The sequence below is a fragment of the Actinomyces provencensis genome (assembly GCF_900155435.1).
Classification (GTDB): domain Bacteria; phylum Actinomycetota; class Actinomycetes; order Actinomycetales; family Actinomycetaceae; genus Pauljensenia; species Pauljensenia provencensis.
The window spans coordinates 486403-505819 of the sequence record NZ_LT700212.1 but is presented as its reverse complement, the minus strand read 5'-3'; the positions used below and the strand labels follow the sequence as shown (position 1 = coordinate 505819).

Here is a 19417-nt window from a genome sequence, read left to right as displayed (position 1 = left end):
GGTGGGGCTTCTGCGGGTCGGACACCCGTGGGTCGGGCGTCCGCCTGGGGATCGCCCAGGTGTCGGCACCTCCCCAGGGCCCATCGTGCGCAGTGACCACCACCGGTGCCCGTGGCGCCCAGTGCACAGTGCCCGGTGCCCAGTGCCCGGGCGAGTGTCTGGGTGGGCGCCCTCGTGTCGCAGCGGGTGGTCCGGAAGGGCAGGGGCGCTCCGGTGGGGCCGTGCCCGTCACCGTGTCTCGGGGGCGGGTGCGTGGGGGAGCTCGCACCTGCGCGGCGGAGAGGGCGGCATACCCTGTCAGTGCGGTGGGGAATCGAGAATCGGGAATGTGCGGGGATGGCGGGTCCGGAGGTGCGTGAATGAACCTGGTGTCGATGCACTTGGTGTGGGCGTGTGCGGCACTGACTGTGCTGGCGTGCGTGGGAAGCGCCGTGTTGGTGGGCAGGCAGAGGGGGAGGCTGCACCGAGGCGCTGCGGTGGTCTCCGTGCTGGTGGCCGCCACGCTGCTCCTGGGGACCCTGGCGGGGTCCGCGAATGTTCGCATGGGATGGTTCAAGTCCGCTGGCGATGTGTGGCGCGCAGTGTCGGGAGGCGATGACTCCCAGTCGGCGGTGGTGCCGCTGCCAGCTCCCGAGAGCTCAGCTCCGACGGCCGCGGCGGGCAGTGGGGCAGGCGAGGATGTCCCCCTCCCGTCCTCTCTCGCAGCGCATCCCGGGGACCCCGCCTGGACCACCACCTTCTCCCGCGTGGAGGACGAAGGCGTGTGGCGTGCCCAGGTGTCCGGGCCCGCTTCGGGCCTCCAGCGTTCGGTGACGGTGTGGACGCCGCCCGGGTACTCCCCGACCTCGAGCACGACCTATGACGTGGTCGTCTTCCTGCACGGGTTCCCGGGATCCGACACCGGTGTCGTGAAGGCCATGGGTGTGGAGGAGACCTTCACGAAGATGTCGCAGAGCGGCGAGATGCCCCCGGCGATCTTCGTGGTCGCGGACCTCTCCATGAGCGGCGCGCAGCCCAACTGCGTCGACATCAAGGGGCAGCCTGCGGTGGAGACCTTCCTCACGCAGGACCTCGTCCAGTCGATCCGCACGAACTTCCCCAACACCTCCGGCATGCGCAGCGGATGGTTGCTCTCGGGCATCTCGGCTGGTGCCTACTGCGCCCCGGTGCTCTATCTGCGTCACCAGGACCAGTTCTGGGGTGCGGTCGGCATGTCGGGATATGACGATCCCGAGCTCGGGTCGTTGTCGGTGGCAGAGGAGTCCGTGCGGAGGTCCTACACGATCTCCCGCATGCTCCAGGATCGTAACCGCACGCCTGCGCGCCTGTGGCTGGCGGGCACCACCAATGACCCGGATTCGACGGCCATGTTGGACAAGGTCAGCCAGGCTGCGGGAGCCGAGGACGACATCGTCACCTACGTCGACGCCACGGGGGGACATTCGTGGACGACGTGGGCCCAGCAGTTCCCCCTGGGGCTGGCCTGGTGGTCCCAGGGCGGATCAACCGGCAAGACGGTGGCAGGCCCCCTCCAGTCCGGCGCGGGCCGGTCCGGGGACGACGCCCCTGGTCAGTCCAACTCCTTCCTCTCCGGTGTCGCCCACGCCTTCGCCATCGACGGGTGGGGGACGCAGGTGGGCAGCGTCCTCCTGGCTCTCGGGCTCCTGGCGGGGTTGGTCCTGGCGGGGCCGCGCACGGTGTGGCTGGGGCGGATGCGGCCCCTCGGCTTCCTCCTCCGCCTCATGGGGGTGGTGCTGGTGAGCGCCGCCGTGTGCGTGAGTGTGATGGTGCTGGCCAATGGGCCCCAGGGGTTCTTCTCCTCGTGGACGGATCTGGTCGAGAACTGGGGCATGTTCTTCTGAGTGTGGCGGGGTGGGGGCGCCCTCGTCGGCATTGACGAGGGCGGCTGCCGCGCCCGCGCTGTGGGAGCGGAGGAGCGGAGCCGGGGGTGGGCCCGCCTACAATGGCCGGGTGTCTCTCACCATCGGAATCGCCGGGCTGCCCAATGTCGGCAAGTCGACCCTGTTCAACGCTCTGACGCGGGCCACGGTGCTCGCCGCGAACTACCCCTTCGCCACGATCGAGCCCAACGTGGGCATCGTGCCCCTGCCGGACCCCCGGCTCGACGTGCTGGCGAAGATGTTCGACTCCGAGAGGGTCGTGCCCGCCACCGTCTCCTTCGTGGACATCGCAGGCATCGTGCGCGGAGCCTCCGAGGGTGAGGGCCTGGGCAACCAGTTCCTGGCCAACATCCGCGAGGCCGACGCCATGTGCCAGGTGACCCGTGCCTTCCAGGACCCCGATGTGGTCCACGTGGACGGCAAGGTGGATCCCGCCAGCGACATCGAGACCATCACCACCGAGCTGGCACTGGCCGACATCCAGACCCTGGAGAAGCAGATCCCGCGCCTGGAGAAAGAGGTGCGCGGGAAGAAGACCGAGGTCGTCGTCCTGGAGACCGCGCGTGCCGCGCTGGCCCTCCTGGAGCAGGGCAAGGTCCTCTCCGGACCGGAGGGCGCGAAGCTGGACCAGGACGCGCTGCGTTCCTTCCAGCTCATGACGTCGAAGCCCTTCATCTACGTCTTCAACATGGACGAGGCGGGGATGGCGGACGAGGCCCTGCAGGCGCAGCTGCGTGAGCTCGTGGCGCCGGCCGAGGCGATCTTCCTGGACGCGGAGTTCGAGGCGGAGCTGGTGGAGCTGGATCCCGAGGACGCCCAGGAGATGCTCGAGGACTCGGGTCAGAGCGAGTCGGGCATGGACAAGCTGGCGCGCGTGGGCTTCTCGACCCTGGGCCTGCAGACCTTCCTCACGGCCGGGCCGAAGGAGTCGCGCGCCTGGACCATCCACCGCGGCGACACCGCACCCGAGGCCGCCGGCGTCATCCACACCGACTTCCAGAAGGGCTTCATCAAGGCCGAGATCGTCAGCTACGACGACCTGGTCGAGTACGGGTCCATGGCGGAGGCCCGCGCCCACGGACGCGTGCGCATGGAGGGCAAGGACTACGTGATGCAGGACGGGGACATCGTGGAGTTCCGCTTCAACGTCTGAGCCAGCGGGTCGTGTATGGGATTCTGGTTCGGGAGCCCGGGCTCCCCAGCTGACGTGGGCGGGAGCCCACGGAACCGGGTACGTCCGGGGGATCCTCCGTAGGATTGCGCCATGACGACCCCCATCGATGACTACCTCGCGGGTCTTGGCGAGGCGGACCGGGAAGCGCTCGAGCAGCTGCGTTCCACGATCCTCGTGGTGATCCCGGGAGCCACCGAACGTCTCGCCTACAACCTGCCGGCCTTCAGGGTCGCAGGAAAGGTGTTGGCGAGATTCGCCGCCTACAAGGACCACCTCAGCTACTTCCCGCACTCGGGAACGGTGCTCGCCGGAATCGAGCCCGGTCTCCTGGAAGGTCTCGACCACGCCTCGAAGGGGACGCTCCGTTTCGGGGTCGACACCCCGTTGGCCCCGGAACTGGTGGAAGCACTGATCCGGGCGAAAGCTCGGGAAGTCGGCCTCGACCTGGCTCCCTCGACGAGCTGAGCTCCCGGTCCACACAGCACCTGGGGTGCCTCACGAGAACAACCTCATCCCGCGCCGGCGAACAGGGGGATGTCACTTCTCTCGGTCGAGCCGTTCGCTGTGACCATCGGGATGGCGGCGAGCGGCTCGGCGTGGATGCCTCCGCGGAGGTGGGAACCACCGGTGATGGGACCGATGCGGGGTTCTCCGGGTGCCTCCAACACACAACTTGCACGAGCCACCCAGACTGCGGTCGGTCGCCTCGGACATCAACGCAGGTCAGCCACTAGTCCTCCATTCGTCACGGTCACACTCATCGGAGATGTGTGTTGGGATTCCTCTTCCGTGCCTCCGGCGGACGTGCAGGGGCTGCCACCTCGCACTCGCCCTTGTCAGGGGTGCGACACGCGCGGGCGCCCATCTCCTGGTCGGTATGCCGGTCGGATCCGGTGTGGCGGTGCACTCGACCTGGTCCCGAGCGTGACCGGCGTCGGTGCTGTCGATCGGGCCCGCCGAGAGCTTCGATGGCAGCCGATGGAGAACCTCCGGTTGGCAGTGTCGGGCTGTTGCCGGAAGGTTGCGCGGACGATCGCCACAAGGTAGCGCAGCATGGAGCCAAACGGTAGTGCAGAACGTTGCCAAACGGTAGGCTGGTGGAATGGAGTACATGTCCCGGACGCTGGACCTCGAGCTGGATGACCTTCTCCGAGGTGCTCCTGCCATCGCGATCGACGGCCCCAAGGGTGTGGGCAAGACCGGCACCGCAGCTCGTCGGGCGAGGCAGGTGTGGCTCCTGGACGATCCAGCCCAGCGCGAGCGCCTCCGCGCAGACTTCTCCTTGGACACCATCGCCCTGAACGGGCCCGTCCTCTTCGACGAGTGGCAGCAGCTGCCGCAGGTGTGGGACTCCGTTCGGCGTGCTGTGGACCGTGGTGCCGCCCCGGGACGGTTCCTCCTGACAGGTTCGGCCACACCCATTGACGCATCGGGCACGCACAGCGGCGCGGGGCGCATCCTGTCACTCAGGATGCGCCCGATGGGGTTGCACGAGCGTGGCATGACGCGTCCGACGGTCTCGCTCGGAGCGCTCCTCGACGGCGTTGGCGCAGACCTCGGCGGGACGACGGACCTCACTGTCCCGGACTACGTCCAGGCGATCATGGACAGCGGCTTTCCCGGCGCGCTCGGACTGTCGCAACGAATGCGTCGGAGCTTCCTGGACTCCTACCTCTCCCGCGTCATCGACCGTGACCTTCCGGACCTGGGATATGAAGTCCGTCGCCCTGAGACGCTGCGGCGATGGCTGGCTGCCTATGCTGCGGCATCGTCGCAGACCACGGCCTATTCGCGCCTCCTGGACGCTGCAACGGGAGGAGACGGTGCACAACCTGCCAAGACGACGACCATCGTCTACCGTGACCACCTCAGTCGACTGCGGTTGCTCGACCCCGTCCCTGGATGGATGCCGGCGAACAGCCCATTCACGACGTTGCGGCAGGCACCCAAGCACCAGCTCGCTGATCCCGCGCTGGCGGTGAGGCTCCTGCGACTGACCGAGCCCGGCCTGATGGCGCCTGGGGGCGCGGGGGTGCTCGGGCACCTCTTCGAGTCCCTGGTGACGCTCGGGGTGCGCGTGATGGCACAGGCCGCGGACGCCACGGTGAGCCACCTGCGGACCAAGGCGGGAGGACACGAAGTGGATCTCATCGTCGAATCCGCCGACGGCGGAGTGCTCGGTATCGAAGTCAAGCTGGCTCCCGTCATCGAGGCCGCCGACGTACGCCATCTGCTCTGGTTGCGAGATCGGATGCCGGAGAAGGTGGTCGACCTGCTCGTCGTCACCACGGGTCAGGCCGCATACCGGCGGCGGGACGGGGTCGCGGTGGTTCCCCTCGCTCTGCTTGGTCCCTGATCCTCACTCCCACCCCGCCCTCTTGCACACCTCGGGGAGCGCAGCCGTCGCGATCCGCCCATCCGGCACTCCACCAGCAGGGTGGTCCCCGCAGCGACCGTCTGGCCGACCGACTAGTGTCGGCCGCGATGAGTGATGACCAGCCCACACGGGTGCCCCCACGACCTCGACGTCCCTCCCCGTGCGGTGGGCGCCGCCCGAGCCGCGCCGACCTCGCCCGTTTCGCCACGGATGACCCCGATGCGATCGACGACGTCCTGCCGGCTCCCGGCATCCCCCTGCGACTGCTGATCGTGGGCATCAACCCCGGCCTGTGGACCGCCGCGGTCAACGCACCCTTCGCCCGACCCGGCAACCGCTTCTGGCCCTCCCTGTTCCGGGCGGGCCTGACCGACGATCTGGTTGACGCCTCGGCCGGACTCAGTGACGAGGACGAGCAACAGCTGCTCAGACGGGGGATCGGTCTGACGAACCTGGTCGGTCGGGCCACCGTGCGTGCTGACGAGCTGAGCCGCGGGGAACTCCGGGCCGGTGGTCAGAGGCTGGTCGATCGACTCCCGGAGCTCGGACCGAAGATGGTGGCCATCGCCGGCATCACGGCGTTCCGTGCGGCCTTCGGAGTGGCGAAGGCGAAGCTCGGTCGGCAGGAACCAGCGACGATCGCGGGTTGGCCCGACTCGGTCGGCCTGTGGGTGGTGCCCCAGCCCAGTGGGCTCAACGCGCACGAGAACATCGACTCCCTGGCGGCCCGGTGGCGCGAGGTGTGGGGCGACTGCGGGCCTGCCGACACGCCCTGAGTCCACGCTCGACTGTGGGCCCGTGGAAGAGGTCATGCGCACGGTGGGTTCGGGAGAGTGGGAAGGGCCACGAGGGCGTGGAGGAGCGGGACGACCACCGCACCGGTGTCTGACCCCGTGGCGTTCCGGTTGGAGATCGTCTCCGACTGGCAGAATCACCGCATGGACCCCTACGGAGTTCCCTCCCGCAGCCCCGTACCGCCCACCGGGTGGGACCTCGCGCCGCTCCGGGTCGACGCGGCCAGTCCACAGGTCGGCGCCGCCGAGGCGCGGCTCCGGACCGAGGAACCGCTGGTGTGCGACCTCCTCACCCGTGGCCTTCCACAGCTGCCCGCGAAGCCGCTGCGCTCCGTGGTGACGGTCGGGGACATCGGTGGCGCGGGTGTGGCACTCCTCCTCGGTGTCCTGGCACTGGGCAGTACCGCGATGGGAGGCAGCCCCAGGGCAGCGGTGGTCGGTGGCCTGCTGGTGCTCGCGGCGGTCTTCCTCGTCGTGCGGGCGCTCCGGGAACGCTCGCGCGCAGCTGCGATGGAAGGCAGTGGGCCGGGGTCCCCCCTGGAGCGGGTGGCCCTGTACGAGCAGCTCCGTGGCCTGGCTGCGGCCAACGGTCTGGCCTGGCAGCCGGTCGCGGAACCCCGCCATGCGGGAGGCCTCCTCATGCAACCGGGCTCCCAGACCCTGTGCGTGACGGGCGGTGTGAGGGGCGCCAGCACCTTCGAGATCGGCCTCCTCACCGGAGGCGCCGCCGGGCACGCGCCCCACCTCTACGCGGTCGCGACCGCAGCGCCCCGGAGCACCCTCCCGCAACCCACGCCCCCGGACGCCCTCGCGCGCTCCCTGCCCGCGCCCGCACGGACCGAGGTGGTCGGGAACCAGGCGGCCGTCCTCCTCGATGTGCCCGCAGATCCCACCCAACTCCAGTCGGCTGTCCCGCTCCTGGCGCAGTGGATCGACGCCGTCACCCAGGGAGGAGCACTCCGATGACCTGGCCGACCCCGCCCGGCACTTCCGGCACGGTCTTCGCACCACTGGGCACGGTCCCCTCCCCGCAGCGCCTGCGCGCGGTGGCCGAGGACCTGCGGGTCTCCCATCCCGCCGTGCACGCCGCCCTCACACTGGACGCCCCGCGACGGGTGGGCAGCACGGTCGTCCTCGACGACCTCCCCCGGAACCGGAACCCGACCACGATGGGCATCGTCTGCACGGCACTGGGAGCCGGGTTCATCTGGGTGGGGATCGTCAGCGGCGGATCCAGCCCGGTGGCCTGGCTGCTGGGCGTGGTGTTCCTGCTGATCGGGCTCACCTTCGTCGGGATCCTCGTCCTCGGGCTCCTCCGGGTCCGCACGCACGACCAGGGTGCGAAGGCGGCGGAGCTGGCCGGTTTCGCCCTCGTCGACCAGATGTCGGGACTCGCCGCTGCCAACGGGTGGACCTTCGAGGTGTCCCGGACACCGCCGCGCCCGAGTGCCGCCCTGCCGGTGCCCGGGACGACCCTGTACTGCTGCGTGCAGGGGCCCGGTGCCGGACGACCCGGTCCGGCCTTCGTGCTCGGCGGTGCGACCGTGTCCAGCGTCGACCACTCCGGCCTCGCCGGCGTCCCCGGAGGCAGCCGCGCGACCGTCGTGAGCAGCGTCCGCCGCACACTCCTGATGGTCCACGTGCCCGAGATCTCCGGGCGGGTGCTCCTGGACTCCCTGGACAACAACGGGGGAGTGGGGCACAGCAACCTCACCACGCCACCGCCCGGCCACCGGGAGATCCTCGTGCCCCGTCACGCCAACAGGTTCCGCCTCCACGCCGATCCCGCGTCGCAGGAGGTGGCGCGCCAGTTGGTCACCCCCGAGCTCCTCGACCTCCTCGTCGGACTGGGTGGAGGGTTCGACCTGGAGCTGGCCGACAGTGACGTCGTCGTCACCTGCGACCGCGCCCTGACCTCCACCAGCGCCCCCGACGTCGTACCGCGCCTCATGGCCGTGCGCGACTTCCTCGCCGCAGGACCGCGACACACCACCGCGCAGGACTTCGCACCACCTGCCGGGGGCTGAGGCGTGGAGAGGCCGGAGGCCCACCGCTTCTGACGGATACGGAACCCGGGCACATCCACCACAGGGTCACGGTGGCTGGGCCGGACCGGGCTGCGTTCAGCCGATGAGGGGAAGCAGCTCGCGCAGGTCGGTGATGACGCGCGGGCGCGTCCCCCGCAGGTCGGGCAGCGTCGTCCCGGCCTCCACGAGCAATGCTGCGGGGAGGTCGGCTGCCTCGGCAGCCTCGACGTCGATGACACGGTCCCCCACGGCCAGCACCTCCGTCGCGAGGAGGTCATGGCGACGCAGGAGAACGAGGTTCATCTCGGGACTCGGTTTGCGCGCCCACCCGTCAGAGGTGCTGACCAGGTCGTCGACCTCGACGTGCAGGGCTGCCAACAGGGCTTCGGCACTGGTCCGGTCCCGGTGGGTGGCCACCAGGTTCAACCCGCCTGCGCGGTGGACGGCCGCCATGAGCTCGCGCGCGCCGTCCATCAGGGGCGCGGGGCGGGTGTGCCAGCGCTGCTTGAGGTCCGAGTACGCCCGGTGGAACGACACCGGATCGACCTCGTAGCGGGTGGAGAGGATGTCGATCGCATGGGCGATGGAACGGGTCCGCAGTTCGCGGACCTCGGCGAGGTGCGAGGACGTGACGCCTCCCGGCCACACCACACCCGCCAGGGCCCGGTCCACCTCGGGATAGGTGTCCACCAGGGTCCCACCCATGTCCCAGATCACAGTATGCACGCGGGTAGTCTCCCAGATCAGCGGGGGCTCCGGGGTGGGTCGAGGGTCCCCTGCCCCGTGCCCGCCCCCTGCGGGCGCTCCCTGCGAGCCGCCAGCCGCAGCGCGCCACCACCGAGGAGGGCCAAGACCAGGGAGCCGGAGAGGATGGCGATCTTGGCCCCCGCCGTGTGGGTGCCGTCGGGGAAGGAGAGCCCGCAATCAGCAGGGACACCGTGAACCCGATCCCCGTGAGCAGGCCGACGGGCACCAGGTCGCGCAGTCCGAGCCCACCCGGAATCCGCAGGGGCGTCAGCCGTGTGACGAGGGCGGTCGTCCCCATCACGCCGATGAACTTGCCCAGGACCAGACCGAGGAGGACCGCGAGGAAGACCGGTTGCCCCACGACTCCCAGGGGTCCCGCGCCCTGCGTGTCGTCGAGCAGTGGCACCCCGGCGGCGAAGAATGCGAACACCGGCAGGACGAACCCCGCGGAGACGGGGGCGAGAGCTCTGCCCAGCACGTCGGAGCGGGACTCCTGACCTCCGCGGAGGGCGACCACGGGGACGGAGAGTCCCAGCAGGACACCTGCGATCGTGGAATGGATGCCCGAGGCGTGCATCGTGGCCCAGGTCAGTACCGCCAGAGGGACCAGCAGGGTCGGATGCAGCCTGCGGGCTCGCACCAGGAGCGCCAAGACCGCGACACAGGTCAGGGAGCAGGTCAGGGCCAGCCAGTCGAGCCCCGCCGTGTAGAAGACGGCGATGACGATGATCGCCAGGAGGTCGTCGACGACGGCCAGGGTGAGCAGGAAGGTGCGCAGGGCACCCGGGAGACCCCTCCCGAACAGGGCGAGGACCCCCAGTGCGAAGGCGATGTCCGTGGCGGTGGGGATCGCCCACCCGTGGAGTGCACCGGGTTCACCCAGGACCCACACGGTCAGGCAGAAGATCACGGCGGGCACCGCCATGCCACCGACTGCCGCAAGGACGGGGACCGCGGCCGCGCGGAGGTCGCCCGGTCCACTGGGAGAGCTGTCCGTTGGACGTGACGGGGACCGCGGCCGCGCGGAGGTCGCGCAGGGCACCGACGACGAACTCCTGCTTCAGTTCGATCCCCACGACGAAGAAGAACACCGCCAGCAGGCCGTCGGAGGCCCAGGTTGACAGGGGCAGGGAGAGACCGAGCGACGCAGGCCCGAGGACGGTCGTGGAGATCGCCGAGTAGCTGGCGCGCCACGGTGAGTTCGCCCAGAGGAGGGCCAGTGCTGCGGCCGCCAGCAACAACCCACCGCCGGTGGTCTCGCGGGCGAGCCAGGCACACAGGCGCGTGGGCGACGTCGGGTGGGGCAGGACTGCTGCGGGTGGGGTGGTCATGGTCCTCCTGGTCCTCCCCGTCGAACGCGCGCCGACGGGATCGCCGACCAGACTTCCCGGCACACCTGCGAGCACCCTACATCCGCTCCTCCCGGGGGTCCGGACCCCCCGCGTGGTCCCACGCCGGTGTGGCGGGTCACGGCGCAGCGCCGGCCGCCCCAGACTGGTGGGCGGGAGCAGTGGGCGTGGGAGGGGAGGGCAGGTCATGGGCAGTCACGGGCAGTCCGGAGGACAGGTGGACCGGACCGAGCTCCTCGCCGCCTACGATGCGCAGTTGCGCACCACCTCCGAGATGATCGGGGCCACCGACGTCGCCGGGCTGGGGCCGCTGTGGATGGGCACATTCCCCGGCGGCAGGGGTTTCGTCTCCTACCGGGACCTCGACGGTGCGGACCCACGCGGGATCCACAGCCTGGTGGTGGGCGCCCTCGACCACTTCCGGGAGACCTCCCGAGTCACCGAGGTCGAGTGGAAGACACGCTCCCACGACTCGGCGGACGGGCTGCGGGAGGCCCTGCTCGAGGAGGGCTTCGACGAGGGCGACCCGGAGTCCGTCATGGTCGGTGAGGCGGCCTCCCTGGTGGTCGACGTCGACCTCCCGGAGGGGGTCTCCCTGAGGCGCGTGACCACAGGACCCGACATCCGTGCCGCCGCGGACGTGCTGGAGGTCGTCTTCGGGGACGACTCGTGGGCGGGGATGGTGCCCGAGCTGGGCGCGCGCATCACCGGCGGGGACCCTGACGTGGAGCTGTGGGTGGCCGAGATCGGAGACGACATCATCGGTTCCGGACGCCTGGAGTGCATCCCCGACACACAGTTCGCGGGGATCTGGGGTGGTGGGATGCTGCCGGGATGGCGGGGGCGTGGCATCTACCGGGCACTGACCGCCCAGCGGGCCCGCTCCGCGCTGGCGCGGGGCCGTCGGTGGATCCACTCCGACTCCACGCCCATGTCGCGGCCGATCCTGGAGCGCTCGGGCATGGTGCGGGTCACCGGCACGACACCGTGGACCTGGCTGTCGCCCGCCGCAGCAGGGCGTCAGTCCAGCTCGAAGACCTGACCCGTGTCCACACCCTCCACAGACCTGCGGAATGCCATCCCGACGACGTGTGGCTCCACGGGCACGAAGCCGGGGAAGGAGTCGAAGAACTCCGGTGCGCTGGCCAGGACGGTGGGACTGACGGCGTTGATCCGGATGCCGCGCGGCATCTCCGGGGCGGCCGCCATGACGAAGGACTCGAGCGCGCCGTTGGCCATGGAGGCCGCGGATCCAGCTGCGATGGCGTGGCGCGCGAGCACGCCCGAGGTCAGCGTGAAGGAGCCGCCGTCGCGCACGTGGGCGGTGCCGATGCGCACCACGTCGATCTGGCCGAGGACCTTCCCCGTGAAGGCCGAGGTGTAGTCCTCACGGGTGAGTTCTCCCAGGGGGCCGAAGGGCACTGATCCGGCTGCGACGACCACGGCGTCGAACTGGCCGGTGGCGTCGAAGAGCTCACGGATGGACTGCTGGGACGTGATGTCCACACCCGGTTCCGTCGAGCGACCCACCACCACGACCTCGTGGTCGACCCCGAGGACCTCGCGCGCCGCGGAGCCGACGTACCCACTGCCACCGATCAGGAGAATTCTCATCCTGTGTCCCCCTCGTCCGTCCCGAGTCGCGTCCTGGCTCCATCCCACCAGTTCATGGGGGCTCGCGCCAGTGCGGGGTCGGGGCAGCAGGGGAGCGCGCGGCGCAGGACGCCCGGGCCGACCGCAGGGACCGCGGGCCACTGACCTGGGGGAGTGAGTCGTGGGTGCGGGACCGGTCAGGTGATCCCGGCGAGCTCCCGGGTGAAGGAGGCCCGGACGTCCTCGTTGAAGGCCACGAACTCGACGAGCTCGATGTCGGGCCACCTGTCCGTCAGGTCGAGCTGCCCGCAGGACGCGCCTGCCGGTCCCGAGGGTCCCTCCAGCAGGGCGCGCCGCGCCGCGCTCGCGGACTCCTCCGGCGACCAGCCGTAGACCCCGGCGCCGATGGCGGGGAAGGCCACGGATCGGGCTCCGATCCGTTGCGCCAACTGCAGGGACTCGGAGTAGCAGCTCCGGAGCACCTCCGGATCGTCCTGACCGGCATGGCGGTTCGGGCCCACCGTGTGGATCACCCACTGGGCCGGGAGGTCGAACGCCGGCGTCGCCACCGCCTGACCCGGGGGCAGCCCCTCGGGCAGGACCGTGGCGCGCAGGTGCCGACATGCCACCAGGAGCTGGGGCCCGGCAGCCCTGTGGATCGCGCCGTCCACCCCGCCACCTCCCAGGAGGGTGGAGTTCGCGGCATTGGCGATGGCGTCGACGTGGCGCCGCGTGATGTCGCCCGTGATCACCTCGATGCGCATGCCATCGATGCTAGGTGCAGGCGTCCCGTCGGAACAGTGGCGAACGTCCCCGCGCCACCCAGGAAGGTTTGCCTTACCTTGGATGTGTACCCGTCCGGACCAGGAGGCCTCATGGACACCGCGTCGACGCCCGCAGCTGCGGGTGGTCCCACACACAGCATCGGAACCGAGTCGGGACCCCGGCCTGTCGGGAAGCGGGTCCCGAAGGGCGCCACCGTCGTCTCCGTCAGGAAACTCAGCGGGGACATGGTCCGCCTCCACGCCCGGGTCCAGGAGCCCGAGTTGCTCCCTGAACTTGGGTTCTCGGACTCCTACGTCAAGGTGCTGCTCACACCGGCCGCTGCCGGATACACGTGGCCCTTCGATCCCGAGGAGATCAGGGTAACGCGCCCTCGTGAGCAGTGGCCCCTGACCCGTACCTACACCATCCGCGCCTACGATCCCGCCACCGCTCTCATGACCCTCGATCTCGTGGTCCACGAGGGCGGGGGCGCCGCCCAGCCCTGGATCCACTCCCTGCACCCCGACGAGGTGTTCGGCTTCCTGGGCCCCGGGGGCAAGTGGCGTCCCGACCCGGGTCTGGAGCACTTCCTCCTCATCGGGGACTCCTCGGCGCTGCCGGCCATCGCCGCCGCCATGGAGGTCCTGCCCCGGGGAGCACGTGCCGAGGTGTTCCTGGAGGTCGCGGGGGAGGGCTCCGAGGTCCGTCTCCCCGAGGTCGAGGGCGTGGAGGTCACCTGGGTCCACACCGGCACCAGCCTGCCCGGATCACGCCTGGTCCAGGCCGTCACGCGCGCGCGCCCGGAGGTCGAGGACACGGGTGTGTTCCTGCACGGCAATGCGGAGATGGTGCGCGACCTGCGTCGGCACCTGCTGGGGGAGCGGGGCCTGGAGCGGTCCGCGCTGTCGGCCTCGGGTTACTGGCGCCACGGGTGCACCGATGAGCAGTGGCGCGCCCAGAAGAGGGAGTTCAACGAGGAGATGGACCGGGAGCTGGTCCGGCAGGCACCCATGGCCTGAGCTGTGGGGGCGTCGGGTGCCGCGCTCGGTCAGGCCATGGGGTCGACGTGGACGACGAGGACGAGGGAGTGCTCCTCGCCGGGCTCCAGGGTGACGGCGTCCTCGCCGACGTTCGCTGCCTCCACACACACGAAGTCCTGCCAGTCGTTCGCTCCGACGTCGGGCAGGGCGGCAGCACCGGCGACCCACGGGTTCCACACGACGGTGTCGGCGGATCCGTCCTTGTCGATGGTGATGTCGCGTCGACGGCGCGGGTCGTGGAGGACGACGGTGGAGTCCGACCGGTAGATCCGGTCCGTCTCGCCCACGAAGGTGACCTCACCGACCTGACTGCGTCGTTGACCGCCACGGACCTTGTCCAGGTAGTCCGCGCCCTCCAGCCCGTCCAGGGTCACGTCCTTGACGTCGCCGACCGCGAAGTAGGTGTGCAGGGCCTCCTCGAAGCTGTAGGAGTGGTCGCCGGTGTTGGTGATGGTGAGGCTGACGACGAGGTCATCCGTGATGGCCACCCTCAGGAGCGCCCGGAGGGAATGGGGGAAGGTGCCCGGATCGTCGGCGGGATCGTGCTCGAGGAGGAAGGACGCCTGGGGCTCGTGGCCCGAGCCCAGACCGAGAGGCGTCCACACGGATGTGCGGGCGAAGCCGTGGGAGGGTGTGAGGTCCCGTGAGCGGCCGCGTCCGAACCAGGGCAGGCACACGGGGATGCCTCCACGCACGGGGACGGAACCGTCCAGGAGGGCCGAGGGTGACGTCCACAGGACGGGGGACTCCCCGCTCGGGGCCCACTCGAGCACCTGGGCGCCGAAGGGGAGCACCTGGGCACTTCCACCGGGTCCGTCCAGGAGAATGCGGTCGTCGAGGATCGTCATGGGTCAAGGCTAGACGCACCTGCCCCGCCCCGGGATGCCCCAAAGTGTGACCGGGATCCCATCGGCGCCCCATGTGCGGGCACCGTCGGGGCCCGGAACCTCCCTGCCTCGCACGCGGAGCTCGTTCCCGCACACGGAAACCATCCTCGGTCGGGCAGGACGGTGCGTGGACCGGGACAGGGGCACCTCCTCGGGGGCGATGGCGAAGGATGGGGCACCGCCCTCGTCGACGAGGAGAAGGGGGAGAGGGGCAGGGCACGGATGTCTCACTCGCCACGAAGGGGCCGGTAGATTTCATCCCAGTGACCCCAGTGCCGTAAGGTCAAGAAACGGTATTCTGACCGCGTCGTCGGGAACTTGGTGAACCGAGGTCGGGTCTGGCACCCGCTCCGGGAGATCGGTCCCCGGTGATGACACCGAACACCGGGGCTTCCCGAACACCTCATCGGTGGGCGAGGGGCCCGGGCGTTCCCTCTGAAAGTAAGATCCCGATGTACCGATACCTGTTCCGGCGCCTGTTGAACTACGTGGTGCTGCTCTTCATCGCGGTGACGATCGCATACTTCCTGGCCGGTTCGTCCATGGAGCCGAAGGCCACCTTCGACTGGACGAACCCGAACCTCAACAAGGCCGCCGTCATCGCCCAGCTCACCGACTACAACCTGAACACCGATGTGCCGCTCCTGGAGCGCTACAAGATCTGGTTCACGGGTGTCTTCACCAGCTGGGACTGGGGGATGACGCCCAAGGGTGAGGCCGTCAACACGATCCTGGCGACACGCATCTGGGTGTCGGTCCGGCTGATCTCGATCGCCTCCTTCGTCGGCATCCTCGGCGGCGTGGCACTGGGTGCCTGGACGGCGACCCGTCAGTACAAGGCGTCGGACCGTTTCGTCTCGATCGTCTCCCTGATCATCATCTCGACCCCGACCATCGTGATCGCGACGGTCCTGCAGATCCTGGCCACGCGGTTCAACCAGTCGACGGGACTCAACTGGTTCGAGTTCATCGGTGAGACCGGACGCATGGGGACCTACCCCGGTGCAGAGCTGGTGGACAGGCTCCAGCACCTGCTGTTGCCCACCATCTCCATGTCCCTGGGCGGTATCGCCACCTACTCGCGCTACCAGCGCAACCTCATGCTCGACACCCTCGGCGCGGACTACGTGCGCACGGCGCGCGCCAAGGGTCTGACCAAGGGGAAGGCCATGCGGCGTCACGCACTGCGCACGGCACTGGTGCCGATGGCCACCTACTTCGCCTTCGTCATCGCCGGGCTCTTCACGGGTGCCGCCATCACCGAGCAGGTCTACAGCTGGCACGGCATGGGCATCTACTCCGTCACGTCCATCACCGGGCAGGACATCAACGGCACGGTCGCTGTGGTCGCATTCTCCGCGGCCTGCACCTTCTTCGGGTTGATGCTCTCCGACGTATTCACCGTCGCGGTCGACCCGCGCGTGCGTGTGAGCTGAGAGGGAGGACCACATCATGGCGGACACCCACACACCCAGTACCGGCGTCAATGTCGCCGCAACTGACCCAATGGCACCCCACGACCCGGCCGTCGCGCCCCAGCGACTCAACCGGCGCCAACTCGTCTCACGCAGGTTCCTGCGCAACCGCTCCGCCGTGGTCGGCCTGGTCGGTTTCGTCCTGGTGGTCCTCTTCGCGCTCTTCGGGAACGTGATCGGCAAGTGGGACTACACGCAGGTCGACTCCCACGCCTTCCTGCAGGCACCCTCGGCCGAACACTGGTTCGGGACCTCCCAGAACGGGCGCGACATCTACGCCATGACGGTGGAGGGCCTGCGCAAGTCCCTGGTCATCGGGCTGGCCGTCGCGGCCATCCAGACCGTGGTCGCAGCCCTGGTCGGCTCGGCCGCCGCCTACTTCGGCAAGGTCGTCGACAAGGCGATCCTGTGGGTCATCGACCTCATGCTGGTGATCCCCTCCTTCCTGCTCATCGCCATCATCACCCAGCGTTTCAGCGGGTCCAGGGGATCCACGGCGATGTTCATCTTCCTGCTGTCGGCCTTCGGATGGATGCTGACGGCGCGCGTGATCCGCTCCATGACGCTGTCGGTGATCAGCCTCGACTACGTGCGGGCCGCGAAGTACATGTCGGTCCCGTCGTGGACGATCATCGTCCGCCACATCATCCCCAACGTCTCCTCCTACCTGATCATCGATGCGACGCTCGGCGTGGTCGCCGCGGTCATGTCGGAGACCGTGCTGTCCTACTTCGGTTTCGGTGTGCAGTCCCCGGAGACATCACTGGGCACGCTGCTGGCCGCCGGCCAGACGATGGCGACCTCCTTCCCCTGGGCCTTCCTGGCGCCCGCCACGGTCCTGACCCTCATGCTGGTCTTCATCAACTTCATGGGTGACGGACTGCGCGACGCGCTGGATCCCTCCTCCAACTCGGGAGGCCGGGCATGAACCACCTCCCCATGACCAATCCCGGCGGCCCCGCCCTCGTGCACCACATGGCTGCCAAGCCCGCGTCGACCACAGGAGGCGACCGGTGAGCGCCGATCCCACGACCACCGCATCCACCACTCCCGCCCCGTCACGGGGGCGCCACCAGCGTGACGACTCGGACCTGCCCACCCGCACACCCGGTGTGCCGGTCCTGGAGGTCGAGGACCTCCAGGTCACCTTCCCGTCCGAGGACGGCGACGTGCATGCGGTGCGAGGCGTCTCCTTCACACTCGGTGCAGGTGAGGTGCTCGGCATCGTCGGCGAGTCGGGGTCGGGCAAGTCCGTGACCTCCATGTCGGTGATGGGACTGCTGGACGACTCCGCGAAGGTGGAGGGATCCGTCAAGCTGCACGGCGTGGAACTGCTGGGGCGCTCCGACGGGTACATGTCCCGGATCCGTGGCCGCAAGGTGGCGATGGTGTTCCAGGACCCGCTCTCCGCACTGACCCCCGTCTACACGATCGGTGACCAGCTGGTGGAGGCACTGCGCGTCCACACCAGGTACTCCGACCAGGAGGCGAGTTCGCGCGCGATCGAGCTGCTGCGCAAGGTCGGCATCCCCAATCCGGAGGTCCGTTTCAAGTCCTTCCCGCACGAGTTCTCCGGTGGCATGCGCCAACGCGCAATGATCGCGATGGCCATCGCCAACGACCCGGACCTCATCATCTGCGACGAGCCGACGACCGCCCTGGACGTCACCATCCAGGCCCAGATCCTGGAGCTGCTCAAGACCGCCCAGGAGGAGACGGGCGCCGCCGTCATCATGATCACCCACGACCTCGGCGTCGTGGCGGGCCTGGCCGACAAGGTCGCCGTCATGTATGCCGGGCGCGTGGTGGAACGTGGCAGCGTCGAGGACATCTTCTACGGCTCCCGCATGCCCTACACCATCGGTCTGCTCGGTGCGCTCCCCCGACCCGACCAGACCTCCGAGGACGCCCTCGCCACCCTGGAGGGCAACCCGCCCTCCATGCTGGCCCTCCCCACCGGCTGCCCCTTCGCCCCGCGCTGTCCGATGGCGGTGGACGCCTGCCGGGCTGCCGAGCCCGCCCTGGTGCCCACCGACTCCTACCACGACACGAGTGAGAACCCCACCGAGGTCACCGACGTGGAGGAACCCCACTTCGCCGCATGTGTGCGATCCGGGGACATCGCGCGCGAACACCTGAGTTTCGCGGACATGTACCCGATCCCCGCCCACATCGACCGGATGGTGGGGCGCAGGAACCGCGAGGACCGCGAGGTCGTCCTCTCCGTCGAGGACCTCGTGAAGACGTTCCCTCTGACCAAGGGCGCGGTGTTCAAGCGCCGCGTGGGCACCGTCCACGCCGTCGACGGCATCTCCTTCGAGATCCGGGCCGGGGAGACCCTGGGGCTTGTGGGGGAGTCCGGATCGGGCAAGACCACCACCCTGCTGGAGATCCTCGAGCTCAAGGCCCCCGAGAACGGTCGCGTTGTCGTCCTGGGCAGGGACACCGGTTCCATGAGCCGACGCGACCGGGTGGAGACCCGTCGTGACCTGCAGGTCGTCTTCCAGGACCCGATGGCCTCCCTGGACCCGCGCATGCCGATCTTCGACATCATCGCCGAGCCCCTCAAGTACAACGGCTACTCGAGGAAGCAGGTCGACGAGCGCGTGCGTGAGCTCATCGAGCTGGTCGGTCTGGAGGCGGCCCACCTCAACCGCTACCCCCGCCACTTCTCCGGTGGCCAGCGCCAGCGCGTCGGCATCGCCCGCGCCCTGGCCCTGGAGCCCAAGCTGCTGGTGCTCGACGAACCGGTCTCCGCGCTGGACGTCTCGATCCAGGCAGGCGTCATCAACCTGCTCGATGAACTCAAGACGAAGCTGGGACTGTCCTACCTGTTCGTGGCCCACGACCTGTCCGTCATCCGCCACATCGCGGACCGGGTGGCGGTCATGTACCTGGGCAAGTTGGTCGAGATCGGTGACGTGGAGGAGGTCTTCGACCACCCCAGCCACCCCTACACCCAGGCACTGCTCTCCGCGATCCCCATCCCGGATCCGGCCAAGGAGCGTGCGCGCAGGCGCATCCTCCTCCAGGGTGATCTCCCCTCCCCGGCGAACCCGCCCTCGGGGTGCCGCTTCCGCACACGCTGCCCGAAGTTCCTCACCCTGAGTCCGGCGGAGCAGCAGAAGTGCATCGACGAGGACCCGGAGCTGAAGGTGCGCTCGGACCAGGCAGCCAACCTGGTGGCCTGCCACTATGCCGAGTCACTGCACGTCTTCTGATCTTCTCGGACGGGAACTGCGGCCCCGGTGACCCACGTCACGGTTCGGTGACGGCTTGTTGCGATTC

Annotated in this window: 17 protein-coding genes and 1 pseudogene; 12 read left to right on the top strand and 6 right to left on the bottom strand. The window is 69.4% G+C overall.

Going from position 1 to position 19417, the window contains the following annotated elements; genetic code table 11:
• Positions 1-359: 359 nt before the first annotated feature.
• The 7 genes from BQ9890_RS02175 to BQ9890_RS15110 all read left to right on the top strand — a co-directional run bounded on the left by BQ9890_RS02175 (position 360) and on the right by BQ9890_RS15110 (position 8273).
• On the top strand, positions 360-1862 hold the full coding sequence (locus BQ9890_RS02175) for an alpha/beta hydrolase (protein ID WP_075888992.1): 1503 nt from the start codon (positions 360-362) through the stop codon (positions 1860-1862).
• 109 nt (positions 1863-1971) lie between these two features.
• A complete protein-coding gene (gene ychF / locus BQ9890_RS02170; RefSeq protein ID WP_075888990.1) occupies positions 1972-3054 on the top strand; it encodes a redox-regulated ATPase YchF in 1083 nt (360 codons plus the stop codon).
• Between the two features lie 111 nt (positions 3055-3165).
• On the top strand, positions 3166-3540 hold the full coding sequence (locus BQ9890_RS02165) for an iron chaperone (protein ID WP_075888988.1): 375 nt from the start codon (positions 3166-3168) through the stop codon (positions 3538-3540).
• 637 nt (positions 3541-4177) lie between these two features.
• On the top strand, positions 4178-5431 hold the full coding sequence (locus tag BQ9890_RS02160) for an ATP-binding protein (protein WP_075888986.1): 1254 nt from the start codon (positions 4178-4180) through the stop codon (positions 5429-5431).
• A gap of 128 nt (positions 5432-5559) precedes the next feature.
• Complete coding sequence (locus tag BQ9890_RS02155; protein ID WP_075888984.1) at positions 5560-6228, top strand: mismatch-specific DNA-glycosylase; 669 nt, start codon at positions 5560-5562, stop codon at positions 6226-6228.
• 105 nt (positions 6229-6333) lie between these two features.
• Positions 6334-7212, top strand: a complete 879-nt coding sequence (locus BQ9890_RS15115) for a hypothetical protein (RefSeq protein ID WP_143226208.1) — start codon at positions 6334-6336, stop codon at positions 7210-7212.
• Complete coding sequence (locus BQ9890_RS15110; protein ID WP_075888980.1) at positions 7209-8273, top strand: hypothetical protein; 1065 nt, start codon at positions 7209-7211, stop codon at positions 8271-8273. Before BQ9890_RS15115 ends, BQ9890_RS15110 begins: the two co-directional genes overlap by 4 nt.
• Positions 8274-8369: 96 nt before the next feature.
• Here the strand turns inward: BQ9890_RS15110 and BQ9890_RS02140 are convergent, their stop codons facing one another.
• The 3 genes and pseudogenes from BQ9890_RS02140 to BQ9890_RS16080 all read right to left on the bottom strand — a co-directional run bounded on the left by BQ9890_RS02140 (position 8370) and on the right by BQ9890_RS16080 (position 10351).
• Positions 8370-8999: an HAD family hydrolase gene (locus tag BQ9890_RS02140; protein WP_230297779.1), complete on the bottom strand. Its 630-nt coding sequence runs from the start codon at positions 8997-8999 to the stop codon at positions 8370-8372.
• A gap of 253 nt (positions 9000-9252) precedes the next feature.
• Positions 9253-9945: pseudogene (locus BQ9890_RS16795) on the bottom strand (Na+/H+ antiporter NhaA); the annotation flags it as partial.
• Positions 9896-10351 carry a Na+/H+ antiporter NhaA gene (locus tag BQ9890_RS16080; protein WP_230297778.1) on the bottom strand — a complete coding sequence of 152 codons (456 nt, stop codon included), beginning with the start codon at positions 10349-10351 and terminating at the stop codon, positions 9896-9898. The pseudogene BQ9890_RS16795 and the gene BQ9890_RS16080, both read right to left, overlap by 50 nt.
• 205 nt (positions 10352-10556) lie before the next feature.
• On the opposite strand from BQ9890_RS16080, the gene BQ9890_RS02130 reads away from it, so the two are divergent.
• The gene (locus BQ9890_RS02130; protein WP_075888978.1) at positions 10557-11411 is read left to right on the top strand and encodes a GNAT family N-acetyltransferase; all 855 of its coding nucleotides are present in this window, start codon (positions 10557-10559) and stop codon (positions 11409-11411) included.
• On the opposite strand, the gene BQ9890_RS02125 is transcribed toward BQ9890_RS02130, so the two are convergent.
• Both BQ9890_RS02125 and BQ9890_RS02120 read right to left on the bottom strand, forming a co-directional pair.
• A complete protein-coding gene (locus BQ9890_RS02125) occupies positions 11390-11983 on the bottom strand; it encodes a short chain dehydrogenase (RefSeq protein ID WP_075888976.1) in 594 nt (197 codons plus the stop codon). The two genes, BQ9890_RS02130 and BQ9890_RS02125, sit on opposite strands and share 22 nt — an antisense overlap.
• A 176-nt stretch (positions 11984-12159) precedes the next feature.
• Complete coding sequence (locus BQ9890_RS02120) at positions 12160-12726, bottom strand: O-acetyl-ADP-ribose deacetylase (protein ID WP_075888974.1); 567 nt, start codon at positions 12724-12726, stop codon at positions 12160-12162.
• A gap of 111 nt (positions 12727-12837) precedes the next feature.
• Between BQ9890_RS02120 and BQ9890_RS02115 the strand changes: the two genes are divergently transcribed.
• Positions 12838-13746 (top strand): siderophore-interacting protein, encoded by a 909-nt coding sequence (locus BQ9890_RS02115; protein ID WP_078062175.1) that lies wholly within the window; start codon positions 12838-12840, stop codon positions 13744-13746.
• A 29-nt stretch (positions 13747-13775) separates the two neighbouring features.
• On the opposite strand, the gene BQ9890_RS02110 is transcribed toward BQ9890_RS02115, so the two are convergent.
• Positions 13776-14615: a D-hexose-6-phosphate mutarotase gene (locus BQ9890_RS02110; RefSeq protein ID WP_075888972.1), complete on the bottom strand. Its 840-nt coding sequence runs from the start codon at positions 14613-14615 to the stop codon at positions 13776-13778.
• Between the two features lie 491 nt (positions 14616-15106).
• Here BQ9890_RS02110 and BQ9890_RS02105 point away from each other — a divergent pair, with 491 nt between their 5' ends.
• The 3 genes from BQ9890_RS02105 to BQ9890_RS02095 all read left to right on the top strand — a co-directional run bounded on the left by BQ9890_RS02105 (position 15107) and on the right by BQ9890_RS02095 (position 19350).
• Complete coding sequence (locus tag BQ9890_RS02105) at positions 15107-16090, top strand: ABC transporter permease (RefSeq protein ID WP_075888970.1); 984 nt, start codon at positions 15107-15109, stop codon at positions 16088-16090.
• A 70-nt stretch (positions 16091-16160) separates the two neighbouring features.
• On the top strand, positions 16161-17057 hold the full coding sequence (locus BQ9890_RS02100; RefSeq protein ID WP_230297983.1) for an ABC transporter permease: 897 nt from the start codon (positions 16161-16163) through the stop codon (positions 17055-17057).
• Positions 17058-17142: 85 nt separating this feature from the next.
• Positions 17143-19350 (top strand): ABC transporter ATP-binding protein, encoded by a 2208-nt coding sequence (locus BQ9890_RS02095; RefSeq protein ID WP_078062174.1) that lies wholly within the window; start codon positions 17143-17145, stop codon positions 19348-19350.
• Positions 19351-19417: the final 67 nt, after the last annotated feature.